The 13,748-nt window shown below is 45.7% G+C and carries 10 protein-coding genes and 1 tRNA gene; 7 read left to right on the top strand and 4 right to left on the bottom strand.

What is annotated here, in order from left to right; all coding sequences use genetic code 11:
- Window positions 1–139: 139 nt before the first annotated feature.
- Entirely contained in the window at window positions 140–1,156 is a 1,017-nt protein-coding gene (locus ACF8OV_RS18110; protein WP_025629543.1) for a GGDEF domain-containing protein, read from the top strand.
- A 125-nt stretch (window positions 1,157–1,281) separates the two neighbouring features.
- Here the strand turns inward: ACF8OV_RS18110 and ACF8OV_RS18105 are convergent, their stop codons facing one another.
- On the bottom strand, window positions 1,282–1,860 hold the full coding sequence (locus tag ACF8OV_RS18105) for a malate synthase (RefSeq protein ID WP_025535763.1): 579 nt from the start codon (window positions 1,858–1,860) through the stop codon (window positions 1,282–1,284).
- A 174-nt stretch (window positions 1,861–2,034) separates the two neighbouring features.
- Here ACF8OV_RS18105 and ACF8OV_RS18100 point away from each other — a divergent pair, with 174 nt between their 5' ends.
- Together ACF8OV_RS18100 and ACF8OV_RS18095 are read left to right on the top strand one after the other, a co-directional pair.
- On the top strand, window positions 2,035–3,591 hold the full coding sequence (locus ACF8OV_RS18100; protein WP_005479975.1) for a DUF3612 domain-containing protein: 1,557 nt from the start codon (window positions 2,035–2,037) through the stop codon (window positions 3,589–3,591).
- Between the two features lie 397 nt (window positions 3,592–3,988).
- Window positions 3,989–5,986 carry a methyl-accepting chemotaxis protein gene (locus tag ACF8OV_RS18095; protein ID WP_025557591.1) on the top strand — a complete coding sequence of 666 codons (1,998 nt, stop codon included), beginning with the start codon at window positions 3,989–3,991 and terminating at the stop codon, window positions 5,984–5,986.
- A gap of 90 nt (window positions 5,987–6,076) precedes the next feature.
- Here the strand turns inward: ACF8OV_RS18095 and ACF8OV_RS18090 are convergent, their stop codons facing one another.
- A complete protein-coding gene (locus ACF8OV_RS18090; RefSeq protein ID WP_023624819.1) occupies window positions 6,077–7,432 on the bottom strand; it encodes a diguanylate cyclase in 1,356 nt (451 codons plus the stop codon).
- 137 nt (window positions 7,433–7,569) lie between these two features.
- On the opposite strand from ACF8OV_RS18090, the gene ACF8OV_RS18085 reads away from it, so the two are divergent.
- Window positions 7,570–8,175, top strand: coding sequence for an alpha-ketoglutarate-dependent dioxygenase AlkB (locus ACF8OV_RS18085; protein ID WP_203504307.1), 606 nt, complete (start codon window positions 7,570–7,572; stop codon window positions 8,173–8,175).
- Between the two features lie 69 nt (window positions 8,176–8,244).
- Window positions 8,245–9,339 carry a DUF3541 domain-containing protein gene (locus ACF8OV_RS18080; protein WP_024701568.1) on the top strand — a complete coding sequence of 365 codons (1,095 nt, stop codon included), beginning with the start codon at window positions 8,245–8,247 and terminating at the stop codon, window positions 9,337–9,339.
- A gap of 109 nt (window positions 9,340–9,448) precedes the next feature.
- On the opposite strand, the gene ACF8OV_RS18075 is transcribed toward ACF8OV_RS18080, so the two are convergent.
- Entirely contained in the window at window positions 9,449–10,657 is a 1,209-nt protein-coding gene (locus ACF8OV_RS18075) for a NupC/NupG family nucleoside CNT transporter (RefSeq protein WP_005459233.1), read from the bottom strand.
- Between the two features lie 563 nt (window positions 10,658–11,220).
- On the opposite strand from ACF8OV_RS18075, the gene ACF8OV_RS18070 reads away from it, so the two are divergent.
- Both ACF8OV_RS18070 and ACF8OV_RS18065 read left to right on the top strand, forming a co-directional pair.
- Window positions 11,221–11,304, top strand: a tRNA-Leu gene (locus tag ACF8OV_RS18070).
- Between the two features lie 32 nt (window positions 11,305–11,336).
- Window positions 11,337–11,948 (top strand): DUF2913 family protein, encoded by a 612-nt coding sequence (locus ACF8OV_RS18065; RefSeq protein WP_021484342.1) that lies wholly within the window; start codon window positions 11,337–11,339, stop codon window positions 11,946–11,948.
- 117 nt (window positions 11,949–12,065) lie between these two features.
- Here the strand turns inward: ACF8OV_RS18065 and ACF8OV_RS18060 are convergent, their stop codons facing one another.
- Window positions 12,066–13,466, bottom strand: a complete 1,401-nt coding sequence (locus ACF8OV_RS18060; protein WP_140050785.1) for a tryptophanase — start codon at window positions 13,464–13,466, stop codon at window positions 12,066–12,068.
- Between the last annotated feature and the right edge of the window lie 282 nt (window positions 13,467–13,748).

Raw genomic sequence — 13,748 nt, 5'->3', positions numbered from 1 at the left:
CAAATTTCAGATTTATGAATATCACCGCTATTTACTCATTTTTTTATATAAACCAAGCAAAAATGATAAAAATTAAAGCGATATTAGTTAATATCCGGTAATCTAAATCCAATTCCATTTTGCTAGTAACATCGCAGAAATGACTGACGACGAGTTTAAGAAATCGACCGCTAACTTAAAAAAAGCGGTGCCACTAATGATCAAAAATCATGTAGCTGCCACCCCCGCAAACTACGCGCTTTGGTATACCTACGTAGACAAAACCATTCCAGAACTCAATTTTGAGATGGACGAAGTGTTAGAACACTACGGTATTTGTCCACCAGCAGCGAACAAACAGCTTTACAACAACTACGTGGCCAGTAGAGCAGAAACCAGTTTAGAAGATCTCAAAACCAACGTAGAAGTGCTACTGCATGAAGTGTCGAGCTCCATGAGTGATACTTTGTCAGATACCTCTTCTTTCTCTGCGATGGTCGATAAAAGCTTCAACAAATTAGAAAAAGTTGAAGACAACAGCTTGAGCATCGAAGAAGTGATGGTGGTGATCCGCCAACTCGTTGCTGAATCTCATGAGATTCGCCACTCAACTAAATTCTTAAACCGTCAACTCACCAATGCGAGTGAAGAAATTTCTCGTTTGAAGCATCAATTAGCCGAAGTACAAAAAGACGCGCTGTTTGATGGACTCTCTAATCTTTACAATCGTCGTGCCTTTGATACTGATTTGAGCATGCTGATTAACGCTAATCAGGCGATGACTCTCATCTTGCTGGATATCGACCACTTTAAAGCGTTCAACGATAACTATGGGCACCTATTTGGTGACACAGTATTGAAAGCGATCGCGCGTCGACTGCAACAGAGCTGTCGCGATGGCGTGAGTGCATACCGCTTCGGCGGCGAAGAATTTGCGTTAATTGTGCCAAACAAATCCCTACGAATCGCCCGCCAATATGCAGATACCCTACGCCGCATGATTGAAAAGCTGCGTGTTCGTGATAAACGCTCGGGCACACAAGTTCATAGCATTACCGCTTCTTTTGGTGTGGCAGAGTTCGAAGTTGGTGACACCGTAGATTCATTAGTCAACAAAGCCGATAAACAGCTTTATGAAGCAAAACAGCTCGGTCGAAACCGAGTGATGCCTATCTAAGCTAACCTCTGTGAAAATACAGTAAAGACGGTTAGAACAAATAAAGAAACCCCGCACTGTTTAGTGCGGGGTTTCTACTTTTTCGTCCTACATACCCAAAGCAGGCTACTTGGGCTTATATTTGATTAATCAATGCTGTAGCAGTAACTAAGAACATAGTCGTCACCATTTTTTGCGGTGTACTCTTTGTCTTCGCTACACGCCATCGGTTTGCCTTTCTTGTCGCCTTTAATAAGACTAATCCAATGACGCATCGCGGTTGGCGCATTGCCAGTCAACTCTGGATTGAACGTGATGCGAGTTTCCAATTGGATGTCATCGATGTCCATCAACTCCACACAACCTGTGCCTTTATGGCAACCAAACAGCACTTCTACGTGGTTACCTGAATCATCTTTGAACAAGATCGATTTTGGGTCTTCCTTTTCACCAGTGTACGCCACGAAGTGTTTTGGGCTTTTCAGGCCGCTGTGTGTACCGTCTTTGAAATAAGCCAAAACATGGCGGTAATCAATCACGTAACTTGATACATCTTGGTGCGACCCGCTCTCCAATGGGAACATGCGGTCTAGTAGTTGCTTCGCTTTTACTTGTTTCTCACTCTGCTGCTCAGCACTTACCGCTTCGACGGCAAATACGGCTTCAGCGATAAATGGGCGTTGTTGTTGTTGCATCTCTTTTTTATCGAAGTTCAGCATATTCATCGTCATATCCTCGCACTTAAAAACTCGTCCTAGAGTAAAAACTTAAATCCTTTATTTAAGTTTCAGGCAATTCTGTGAAGTTGATGGTTAATTTCCTTGCCTGCTCATTATGTAGACTAGCGAAATATTGACTACAATTTCACAACAAAAATTTTACAATGTGAATTTTACAAAATGTCTGTGTCAAAAAGTCTTATTCGTCAGTCCCATTTTCTTGGTACGAAAATTCGTAACCTAAGAAAAAACAACCATTTAACGATGGAAGATTTGTCTGCCCGTTGTGTAAGGATTAATCCTGAGTACGCGCCGTCGGTTTCTTACCTTTCGATGATTGAGCGCGGAAAACGCGTCCCGAGTATCGATATGCTCGAGGTAATCGCAGAAGTTTTTCAAAAAGATCCGGCGTGGTTTTTAGATGATGAGCCCGAATTAGAAGCCATTACCCCCAACAAAGGGAATCGAGGCGGGATTAATGGCATGGCGCTAGAACCGAGCTTCCTGTTTTCCAATGACATTCTTCAGATTGCTATTCCAGAAATGCTGTCTCAAACCGGGATCACAGGTCGTCAATTTGCTCACTTGCTGATCCGCGCGCACCAAGAGAACCATCAAAACCATTTTCCTGATTTAGAACGTGCCGCCGAAGAAGTGGGATTGAAGCGCCTTAATTTGTCGGTTGAGGATTTGATCGACATTGCCAAAAGTATGGGCTTGGATATCCGCTGGGTTGACCGAGCGCCTCAAGATGTCATCGATGAATTGGGTGTAAACGCCAAGCAATTGATTACGTCATTCATGGAACCACCGGGCACCATTTATCTCAACAAACGGATGCGCGACTACCCTACCCGTTTAAAATACGACTTATCGGTATACATTGGCCACCGCGTATTGCACAGCAGCGACGCGATGAATAACGTGCTCTCCATCGGACATCAGAATAACTGGGAACAAATGGACAGCCCCGTGTCGAACTCTGAGCTAAATTCGCAAGACATTCTGCAAGCTTGGCGAGACTTTGAGTCCAGCTTTTTTGCAGGAGCTCTGCTTTGCCCTAAAGTGCCATTTCGTCAGTTGCTCGACCGCTCCGGTTACGAAATTGATGTTCATAAAAAAGCAGGCGTTTCGCCATCCGTTGCGATGCGCCGCATGACCGTTGTGTCACCATATCCCCATTGGCACTATTTCGACGCGTACGGGCCGGGCAAGCTTAAAGCTGTGTATCGAGGTAATGGCATCCCATTACCTTGGGGCAACATGCGCAAAGTGAATGACCCATGCCAACACTGGGCGGTATTCAGACGTCTATCCCAACCTTTAGATACGAGCTCTGCGCAAATCTCGATTTTGAATGTGGGTGACGAGCCACGCATTTATTGCTGCGAATCGGTCAACGTATTTGACCCGGCGGGGAACAACCGAGTGTTGTGCGCGGGGATAGATTTAAACCCTGCGATTTCAGCACAAGGTGGCGATGCGGTTTCCATAGCGGAAGAGTTGAAGTCTCTCTGTGTCGCTTCCGGCGGAAGCAGTGTTATTCCGCCTCATATCAAAAAAGACTTAACTACGATCGCTAAAATCTTAAATATCAATTGGATAGAACGCGGCATTCAAAGCCAAGCAAGATTGATTTGTTCAAGAGGGGCGGTATGTCCAAGACAACCAAGCTGTTACAGCAAATGCGGGGAAGCGGACGAGACGGGTGACAATGTGAATATTATCGGTCTCTAGAAAGAAAAAACGCCAATCACAAGAAAGGTGATTGGCGGTATATACTTGTGAACAATGTGTATTCACTAACAACGTCAGTTGGCTAGGTGACCCTCGGCTTAATAAGGGTCACTCTAGATAAAGCACGATGCGTGCCAACTTTAAAAAAGCCGTTTTTTAATAGATCCAGGTGCATATCGACGCATTATTAACCAGCACTTTCGCAAATTGCATTTGCAAAATGCAATAGCATGCAAATATGCCACTTGTTACATTGCTACTAATCACTTTCTCAGCAAAAAACCAACTACTACTTTATGATTATCCATTAGCTTTCATATTTTTACCCTATACTGCTAATTAATGAGGAAAAATACCTCAGTAAATGGATTTCACGGTTGGTACTTAGGAGAGCTCTATGTTTGCGTTCGTTCGTCAGTTTCCCCTCTATATCATGGTCAGTGTTGTTGCAGGCGTCCCATTATTACTTGCTATTTTTCTAGCGGTTCAGCACACCATCAATTTAAACACTCAGTCCCACCAAGCCCTGAAAGATCAGCAGCTAGTGACCTTAATCACCCACTACGACAACCTTGCGCATAATCTCGCTGTCGAGCGTGGACTAACAGCCGGCGTACTGGGTAGCCAAGGCAAAACTGAGATCGTGCAAAAGCTGACTCAGCAAAGAAAAAAAGTCGATGACGCGGTCAATTCATTGGTTCAACTTAACACGCCATTAATTAGCAGCAGCGATAGCTACGACTTACTCCAAGATGTCCAAGTGCAGCTCAATCGACTCAACCAGGTTCGACAAGGGGTTGATCGCCTTTCGCCTCAAATTGCACCTTTTGGTTATTACTCCAACCTGAATCAGCTCATCATCGACAACATTGACGTTTTGATTGCACAGACTCAAAGCCGAGAGCTAGGTACACTTGGCGATGCGTTGATCTCTGTGATCGTGATGAAAGAGCGTGCAGGCCAAGCACGCGGCGCACTTAATGGGGTATTTGCGAAAGGAAGCGCCACATCTGTTTTGTTCTCCAACATTGAGGGATACATCCAATCGGGGGATTACGCATCAAGAAAAGCTCAAATCGCGTTCCCTGAACAATATCGACAGTCATTGCAATCGCACCAAAGTAGTCCTGCGTGGAAGAAGGTTGAACAAGTACAGCAATCCTTCCTTAACCAGAGTGCCAACCTAGACAGCATTCAGGGGCCTCAAGCAACTGAATGGTTTCCTATGGCAACCGAGCGCATCGGTCTCATGAACCAGTTGCGTAACCAAATGGTTGATCAGATGCTCAGTGCAGCAGAACATTCCGCGCAGCAAGCCACGTTAAATCGCAACTTGTTAATGGCTGCGACTGCTGTGATTTCTCTGCTTATGATCACGATGGTGTGGGGTTTGGTTGCAAGCCTACGAAGCCGCGTTGGTCGCCTAAAACAAACCCTGCGCAGTATGTCTGAGCACCACGATATGACGGTTGAACTCGATTCTCGCGGCAAAGATGAAATCGCTTCCATCTCGAACAGCATTAATGCTTTGATCTCTAACTTCAGAAAGCTGCTGTTTGACGTCACTAAGACCAATAACGAGAGCTCAAATCGACTACAAAACATTGTTGAATCTGCGCAGGATCTTGATAGCAGTAGCCGCTCTACCATCGCTAAGTGCGACAACATCGCAACCGCGATGACTGAACTCGCACAATCGAGTGTGGAAATCGCTCAGTCCGCAGAGCGCGCAATGGGTGACACCACAACCATGAATAACAAAGTGGTCGACTGCCAGACCCAAAGTGAATTGTCTTACCGCTCCGTGCAAAGCTTGTTGGAGCAAATCAACGCCACTGAACAATGCATGGCAGAATTGGCGAACGACACGCAGAGCATTGGCCAAATTGTCGAGACCATCAACAGCGTTTCTGAACAAACCAACTTATTAGCCCTTAACGCAGCAATTGAAGCCGCTCGTGCGGGCGAACATGGTCGCGGCTTCGCGGTTGTCTCTTCTGAAGTGCGTGATTTGGCACAGCGCAGCCAAGAAGCTACCGAGAACATCAGCAAACTGTTGGACCAAATTGGCGAGAAAACCCGTTTCTCAGTAGAAAGCATGGCAAAGAGCAAACAAGCCAGTGACGACACGTTTGAATCCGTGCAACAAGTGAATGAGAGTGTGTCTTTACTCGAAAGCAGCATCGAACACGTGAACAATCACATCAGCACCATTACGCACTCGACCATTGAGCAATCTAAAGCATGTGAAGCCATCGACCAAGATATCGACGTATTGGCGAGCATCGCGCACAAAACGGGTCAGCACGCTGATGACTTGAACCAGATTGTTTCCGGTTACCAAGCTGAAGCGATGGAGCTAAAACATCAGCTAAGTGCTTTCAAATTGGCATAGAGAATTCTTGGGGACGCAGTTTTCTGCCTTCCCTATCTTTCTCATTCTGTAAATACAACAAAGCCCAGAATCAATCTGGGCTTTGTTTTTTTATCCACCGTGTTTTTGTTGATACATCCGTTCGTCGGCGATTTTCATCATTTGTTCTGGAGAAGTCATTTGCGGATCGAAGATGGCGTAACCAATGCTCACGCGTAGGTAGATCAGCTCTTCGTCATAAATAACGGGCGTCGAACACAACGCCAACCTGAGCTTTTGCAGTAACTTCTGCACGTGCTCTTCCATTCCCAAATTGTGTACAACCACTAAAAACTCGTCACCGCCCATTCGCGCGACCATGTCTGAACGTCTCAAGCTGCTTTTGATGCGCTCTGCGGTGGCAATCAACACCTTGTCACCCGCGTCATGGCCGAAGGTATCATTGATGTGTTTGAATCGGTCTAGATCTATATTGATCAACGCAAAGCTGTAACGTTTTTTATAGCGCTTAGCGATTTCAAACTGCTGCTTGTATGACTGCATAAAGTAGCGGCGATTGGGCAAATGCGTCAGTTCATCATGCAGCGCACGGTCGTCAGCGATGATGTACAAACGGTAAATCACGATCAACGCAATACTCAGTGCAATAAGAATGGGATAGCCAATGATTCTGACGATGTTCAGCTCAAACCACGAAATTTGTTGCTCAAGCTGCCCACCCGCATAGGCCGCCATACTCCAGCCACCGTAAGGGAAGTGCACATGCTCTTTGGCGTACAATTTTCCCGTTTGATTAGGATCACCAAAGAACATATCCCCATATTCGCCGCCGCTGTCATAACCGCGTATCGTCAAAGGATAATGGTATGAGAAGTCGAATACGCCGGTTTCTCGCATTAAACCATCAAAATCCACCACAGCGCTGATCACCCCCCAATACTCTTTGTTGATTGGCGGGTCTCGAAATACTGGCACGCGTACAATAAGCCCTCGCCCACCTTGAACAAGCGACACCGGCCCCGCGATGAAAATCTCTTGAATATCTTTGGCTTTTTGAACTTGTACCCATTGCGCTGGTACTTTACGGTAATCCAGACCAAGGACGCGCTCGTTGCCTTTAGTTGGGAATATATGGCTAATTACATCATTTTCCGCAATACCGATGACCGTGATGTGCTTACTTTTGTTAAGAATACGATCGGCGGCAATGCTTAGCTCCTCTTCTTCGCTATTTGGCAGCAAAGTGATTAGCGTCGCTAATGTGCTGGCTTTGTAAATATCAGCCATGAGTACCGCTTCCAAATTGGAGCGGAGAATAGACAGTTGTTCTTTGGCTTCAACTTGCACGCGCTCTTGCTGAAGGTCTTGCTGATTCTGATGCAACAGCTCAATAACACCAACACACAAGGCAACAAAAGCGAAAAAGAACAGTGCAAAATAGCACTGCTTTCTGGGTGAATAACGCATTAGCTCCCCACTAGCTCGTCCGTTACTACGAGAATTATTCTTTTATTGTTAAAATTCTTATTATCTACAAGAATAACCAATAGCCTTTGCAAAGGTAATAATTATCTGAAATTTTTATGGTTTAAATAGGCAACGGGATGCAAGGGCAAGGCGATTTATTTGAAAGTACGGATTGGCAAGAGGTACGCCAAGGTAAGCTCTTTTATCAGCCAAACTTTCTTTCTCAGCAAGAAGCGGATACGTACTTTTCAACGCTTATGAGTACCTTGCCTTGGCAACAAGAACGCATAACCATTTTCGGGAAATCGATACTTCAACCTCGTTTGCAGACTTGGCATGGCGATGCGCCTTACACCTATTCGGGTTTAACCATGACGCCTCACCCTTGGACATCTGAGCTTTTATCACTCAAGGCTCGCTGTGAAAGCCTTGCCAACACCCCATTCAACTCTGTATTGGCGAATCTGTATCGCGACGGTCAGGACTCTATGGGATGGCACCAAGATAATGAACCAGAGCTGGGCAGAAATCCGGTGATCGCCTCGTTGAACTTAGGTGATACGCGCCGATTTGTGCTACGAAATTTACATTGTAAAACTCAAATAGAATATGAGCTCGGCCACGGCGCATTATTGATCATGGCTGGGGAGCTTCAGCACCATTGGAGACACTGCGTTCCCAAAACAGCCAAACCAAAAGGAGAACGTATCAACCTGACTTTTAGACATATTTTGAACTATTGACTCAGGTTTTACATTCTTAACAAACATTGATGATAAGTTTACATCCAGGTTATATCAGGGAATGGATTTATGCGTATCAAACCTATCAGCTTGGCGGTCTTGCTCTCTTGCTCACTCATCTTGAATGTTCAGGCATCTCAAGAAGAGGTGCCTGCACTTAATTACTCTCAATCAGCACAGCTGATTCGCGACACATACGAACGTGAGTTATTCACGCTTCCTCCCTTTAAGGAAGGCCACTTTGGGCTGCGTATGTTCCGCCAAACCTTAGATGAAAAATACTACGCAACCATTTGGACAGACATGGCTCAAGTCGCAAGCCGATTGAATCGCTTCGCGAATGACGTCGTCAAACCAGAAGACATCATTTTATATTCCTCTGAGCGGCTTACTCGCTACCAAGAAAAAGAGGACGAACGCAGCCAACGTCGTTATACCGTAACAAAACATCACCCTGAGTATTTGTATCTTGGCGTCGATTTACTGGGCGCGATGGCGAGAGCAGATGAGTACGGCTTAAAGCACCAACAAGATAAAACACTGCGAGAAATCATTCGTCGTTACGATTTTACTCGCTACGCCACCGATAAAGAGATGATTGAAGCATGGGCGGCGCAGTTGGCAAATCAGGTCTATTGGCTGCGTCAACTGGGTGAACAAGATGTGGTGAACGCGTTCATTGAAGCATTCCGAGCGACCTACCCCGACGACAATGATAAAAAGCTCTCTGCTCAGCAATACGGCAACAAAATCTATGGCATGACGCACATCATCTTTGCCGACTCTCAGTATTATCAAAAGCGCGTGAATGAAGCGGATCATCAATGGATTTATGATTACTTCCGCGACAACATCGACACGATTTTATTGCGTGCAAAAGAAGACATCATTGCCGAAGTAGGTATTTCATTTTTACTGGCTGGCCTTGACCACGATCCCGTCGTTGAGAAAACACGCCAAGCGATTCGAGATGCCATCAGCACCGAACAAGGGATGATCCCATCCGTTGATGGTGACTTTGATCTAAAGTTTGGGGAACATCGCAATGTGCTCGCGATTATGCTTTTAGATTGGAAAGGTGTGCACAAGGCACCAACATATCAAGCGCACCCGAAAGCGTTCAAATCGATCCCTTATGGGTTAGTACCTAAATCCCCCAAATAACATAGAATAAACATGGTTTGGGAATGCTCTTGCATTGACTCACACGACTTTCCCAACACCATAAAAAAACCCGCCACATCGGCGGGTTTTCATTTATTGCTCAATCATATTAAAGCGAGATAAAGATACCTGCTAGACATGCGCTCATTAGGTTCGCTAGCGTACCAGCCGCTACCGCTTTAAGACCCATGCTTGCTACATCTTTACGACGTTCAGGTGCCATCACACCGATAGAACCTAGCTGAATCGCAATCGAACCGATGTTCGCGAAACCACATAGAGCGAATGTGATGATCACTTGAGTGTGCTCAGACAGTGTCGCTTTGTGCTGTACGAAGTCGATGAACGCCACAAATTCGTTCATTACAACTTTCTGACCAATGTAAGAACCAGCCGCTAGGATCTCGTGGCTTGGCACACCAATCAACCAGGCTAATGGTGCAAATAGGTAACCCAAAATCGCTTGCAGTGTTACACCAGCAAAACCAAACATTTCACCTAGGTTTTCTAGGCCTGTGTTCACCATCGCAATCACACTCACAAAAGCAATCAGCATAGTACCGACAGCCACTGCGACTTTCATACCGCCCATCGCACCGCTTGCTAGTGCATCGATAACGTTACTTTCTTCTGATTTGTCTAGCTCAATGTTGTTGTAATCGCTTGGCGTTTGACGCTCAGGAACGATGATTTTCGCCATTAGCAAACTACCAGGCGCTGCCATGAAGCTCGCAGCGATAAGGTATTTCAGCTCTACACCCAAGCCGGCATAGCCGCCAAGCACACTGCCCGCTACCGATGCCATACCACCAGCCATCACTGCAAATAGCTCAGAACGAGTCATGTTTGATAGGAACGGACGAATAAGAAGTGGTGACTCACCTTGAGATAGGAAGATATTACCCGTTGCAACGAGTGATTCCGCTTTACTGGTACCCAAGAATTTCTGGATAGCGCCGCCGATAAATTGAATTACTTTTTGCATGATGCCCAAGTAGTAAAGGGCAGAGATAAGAGCGCTGAAGAAAATGATGATAGGAAGGACGCGAACAGCGAAGATGAAACCAGTAGAAGCGAGATCACCAAAAAGGAATCGAATCCCTTCATCAGCAAAGCTTAATAACCCGGCAACGCCATTACTTAAACTCGCTAGTGCGGCTTGTCCCATCGGGAAATAAAGCACCAGAGCGGCAAAGCCCAACTGAAGTAACAAAGCGCGAGACACAGTTTTCCAATTGATGGATGAACGGCTCTCAGACAGTAGGAAAGCACAACCTAGTAGTGCAACAATACCAAATAAACTAAATAGAACACTCATGAGTCGGACCTACTGAACGTTGAAAAAGAAAAGAGAACCAAAGGAATTGGCAGAAGAAAGGGACAACGTATCGAGTGGCAAAGCACTCGTAGATCCAGAATGTAGACTGAACGGATAGTTCGACATCTTAATTTTTACCTTATACAAGCAATTGAACTTAGCTGGTCCGGTCCGTGGGGTCATTCACTGCTGGTGAGTTTATAACTCGACCTGCTCCTTGTGACGGCTTGTATGGGTAAGGGTCCTGAACAACTAAACCCTAATTCCCGCTTAAACGGGACGCAAGTATAGCCAAGCGAACGAGATATTCATCACATTTATTGACGCAAACGTTCAAGCGTTCAAAATTTATGCAAACCTGCTATTTTGCAGCCATACTGGTAGGAAAAGTAAGGGCATTGGAACGGTTCTTTATGGTAAAAAGATCAAAAACGGCCAATAAATACGCAATCAAACGTGAAACACCAAAAATGAGCAATTTTACTCTCGCCAACAGATGGAGTTTGGTTATACAATTTGGAGTGCTTCTTTTTGAGGCCTCTGTGTATGCAGAGCATCATGATGCCGAGATGGTGAAATTGGTAGACACGCTAGCATGAGGTGCTAGTGCCTTAGGTGTGAGGGTTCGAGTCCCTCTCTCGGCACCATTATCCTTCTTCTTAAATTTCGTTTGAGTGTAATGCAAAGTTCTAAGCAGGCAAGACAATCCGCAGATGCTAACCAACTTCTGAGCGAGCTTGCAGTGCACGCCTTATTGCACCTGCACTTCAAAATTCATGCGTCTTCACGACCTCTTCCTATAACAGAGCGTAATGATCTGCTGCAAAAATGGCTAAAGCCTAAACTGAAAAGCAATCGCTACAAACTGATTAAAAAGCCGTTAAAGTCTCTGACTCAACAGGCGAAAGGGGAAAATGGCAACCTTGAAGCCTTACTTGAACGCTGCGTTGACGCGAACAAACCAAGTAATCCGCAACCTCACTTAGATAGCTACCTGCTACTAATTAACGAAATTGAGAAAAAACTCGGTACCACTGTACTGCTTTCTCGTCCTGAAGATGTCGACCTATCGCATGACCAGCATGGCTGTTTGCTGTGTGTGTTATCAAATAACTTAAACCAACATTTCGACGACAATAACGCCATGATTGCACCAATTTCGATGCTTTTCCGTGGCCCAATGAGTCAGCGCTCATTGTTCCTTGGCAGTATTTATGCCAGTGGCACATTCAATTATGAAGTGCAATATCAAGACGAACAGTTCGTGCGCATCACGTTAGAGCTAGCGTAATATCCGCTCGGAATGAACTGAACAGACAAATCAAAAAAGGCCGCGACACTCGCGGCCTTTTGCTCTTTACTAAAGTACCTAGATACCTAATTATCTAAGTGTCAAACCTACTTCAGGTTAATCAATTTCACGGAAGCGAGCCGTAAAGTGACGTAAAACCGGAGGCTCATATTCGAACGTCAAACCTTTCAATTCATGAGCTCGGTTCTTCAACTCGATCAACGCATCCGCGATATAGTCCATGTGATCGTTAGTATAGACTCGACGTGGAATCGTTAAGCGCATTAATTCAAGCTCAGAGGCTTTCTGTTCACCCGTTTCAGGGTCACGTCCGAGCAACAATGAGCCAATCTCAACAGCTCGAATCCCAGCCTCCAGATACAACGCATTGCACAAGGCTTGTGCTGGGAACTGATCGGCTGGAATGTGCGGCAATATTTTCGCCGCATCAACAAACACCGCATGGCCACCAGTTGGATATTGGATTGGAATTCCCCCCTCCCGCAGACGTTCGCCCAAGTATTGCACCTGACTGATTCGATAATGCAGGAAGTCTTCATCCGCGCCCTCATACAAGCCACGGGCTAAAGCCTCCATATCGCGCCCAGCCATGCCGCCATAAGTGACAAAACCTTCCATAGGAACGCAGCGCGTTTGCACCGCTTGGAACAACTCTTGATGATCACGAATACAACACATGCCACCAATGTTCACCATTGGATCTTTCTTGGCAGACATCGTGAGCATATCGCCGTATTGATACATTTCACGAATGATTTCCAAAATCGATTTGTCAGCGTAGCCTTCTTCACGCTGTTTGATGAAATAAGCATTCTCACAATAGCGAGCCGAGTCAATCACCACTGGGATATCGTATTTGGTGGCAATTTCGTACACGCTGCGCATGTTTTCCATCGATACCGGTTGGCCACCCGAGCTGTTACACGTCACTGTCGTGATGATGGCACAGATGTTCTTCGAGCCATGCTCTTCAATCGTTTCTACCAGTTTGTTGAGGTCGAAGTTACCTTTCCAATCGTAAGGCGTCGTGGTATCGAACGCTTCTGCCGTCACAACGTTGATAGCCTTACCGCCGTTGAGCTCAATATGCCCCGCAGTAGTATCAAAGTGATAGTTCGAGATGAACACTGGCGTTTCACCGCCACGTACTTGGCGCATACGTTCAATCAGAGCAGGGAACAATATCTGCTCCGCTCCTCGGCCTTGGTGCGCAGGCACCGTCAGTTTGTAGCCGAAGAAATGCTCCACTGCGCTGCATAAGTTGTAGTAGTTACGACTACCCGCGTAAGACTCATCCCCCAACATAATGCCAGCCCACTGGTTATCGCTCATGGCACCTGTGCCGGAATCGGTAAGCAAATCGATATACACGTCATCACTGCGCAATAAAAATGGGTTGTAACCCGCTTCTTTGAGAGCGATTTCTCGGTCAGCCAACGTGGTCATTTTGATTGGCTCAACCATTTTGATACGGAAAGGTTCTGGAATACGTTTCATTGTTAATTTCCTTGTACGCATGGCCCTACGCGCTAAAGCGTAAGAGTAGAAAACAAATAGATCAGATGCTTTTCAATGCGAGAGCATTGAGGAAATTAACGAGAAGAGATTTTGCTAAGAAGAGACAAGCAGTAGTCTAGGTTGTACCAGAACGACAGCACCAAACGGCTATCGAGAATATCCTTAATTCTCATCGTCTTCGTCCTCCTGATAAAAGAAAAGCCAGAAACCCCATGTCTCTGACTCTTTCAATATAGTGCACTTTTCGGACAAATTTCAGTG

The organism is Vibrio sp. GLN_1, from assembly GCF_043106015.1.
GTDB classification, from domain to species: domain Bacteria; phylum Pseudomonadota; class Gammaproteobacteria; order Enterobacterales; family Vibrionaceae; genus Vibrio; species Vibrio parahaemolyticus.
The sequence above is the reverse complement of the archived record's forward strand: the minus strand, read 5'-3'. Positions and strand labels throughout refer to the sequence as shown.

Excerpts from the sequence above, each read along its gene's own strand:
- ACF8OV_RS18080 (WP_024701568.1), top strand. The coding sequence starts at position 8,245 with ATGCGTATCAAACCTATCAGCTTGGCGGTCTTGCTCTCTTGCTCACTC.
- ACF8OV_RS18060 (WP_140050785.1), bottom strand. The coding sequence starts at position 13,466 with ATGAAACGTATTCCAGAACCTTTCCGTATCAAAATGGTTGAGCCAATC.
- ACF8OV_RS18085 (WP_203504307.1), top strand. The coding sequence starts at position 7,570 with ATGCAAGGGCAAGGCGATTTATTTGAAAGTACGGATTGGCAAGAGGTA.
- ACF8OV_RS18090 (WP_023624819.1), bottom strand. The coding sequence starts at position 7,432 with ATGCGTTATTCACCCAGAAAGCAGTGCTATTTTGCACTGTTCTTTTTC.
- ACF8OV_RS18105 (WP_025535763.1), bottom strand. The coding sequence starts at position 1,860 with ATGAATATGCTGAACTTCGATAAAAAAGAGATGCAACAACAACAACGC.
- ACF8OV_RS18075 (WP_005459233.1), bottom strand. The coding sequence starts at position 10,657 with ATGAGTGTTCTATTTAGTTTATTTGGTATTGTTGCACTACTAGGTTGT.
- ACF8OV_RS18095 (WP_025557591.1), top strand. The coding sequence starts at position 3,989 with ATGTTTGCGTTCGTTCGTCAGTTTCCCCTCTATATCATGGTCAGTGTT.
- ACF8OV_RS18110 (WP_025629543.1), top strand. The coding sequence starts at position 140 with ATGACTGACGACGAGTTTAAGAAATCGACCGCTAACTTAAAAAAAGCG.
- ACF8OV_RS18065 (WP_021484342.1), top strand. The coding sequence starts at position 11,337 with ATGCAAAGTTCTAAGCAGGCAAGACAATCCGCAGATGCTAACCAACTT.
- ACF8OV_RS18100 (WP_005479975.1), top strand. The coding sequence starts at position 2,035 with ATGTCTGTGTCAAAAAGTCTTATTCGTCAGTCCCATTTTCTTGGTACG.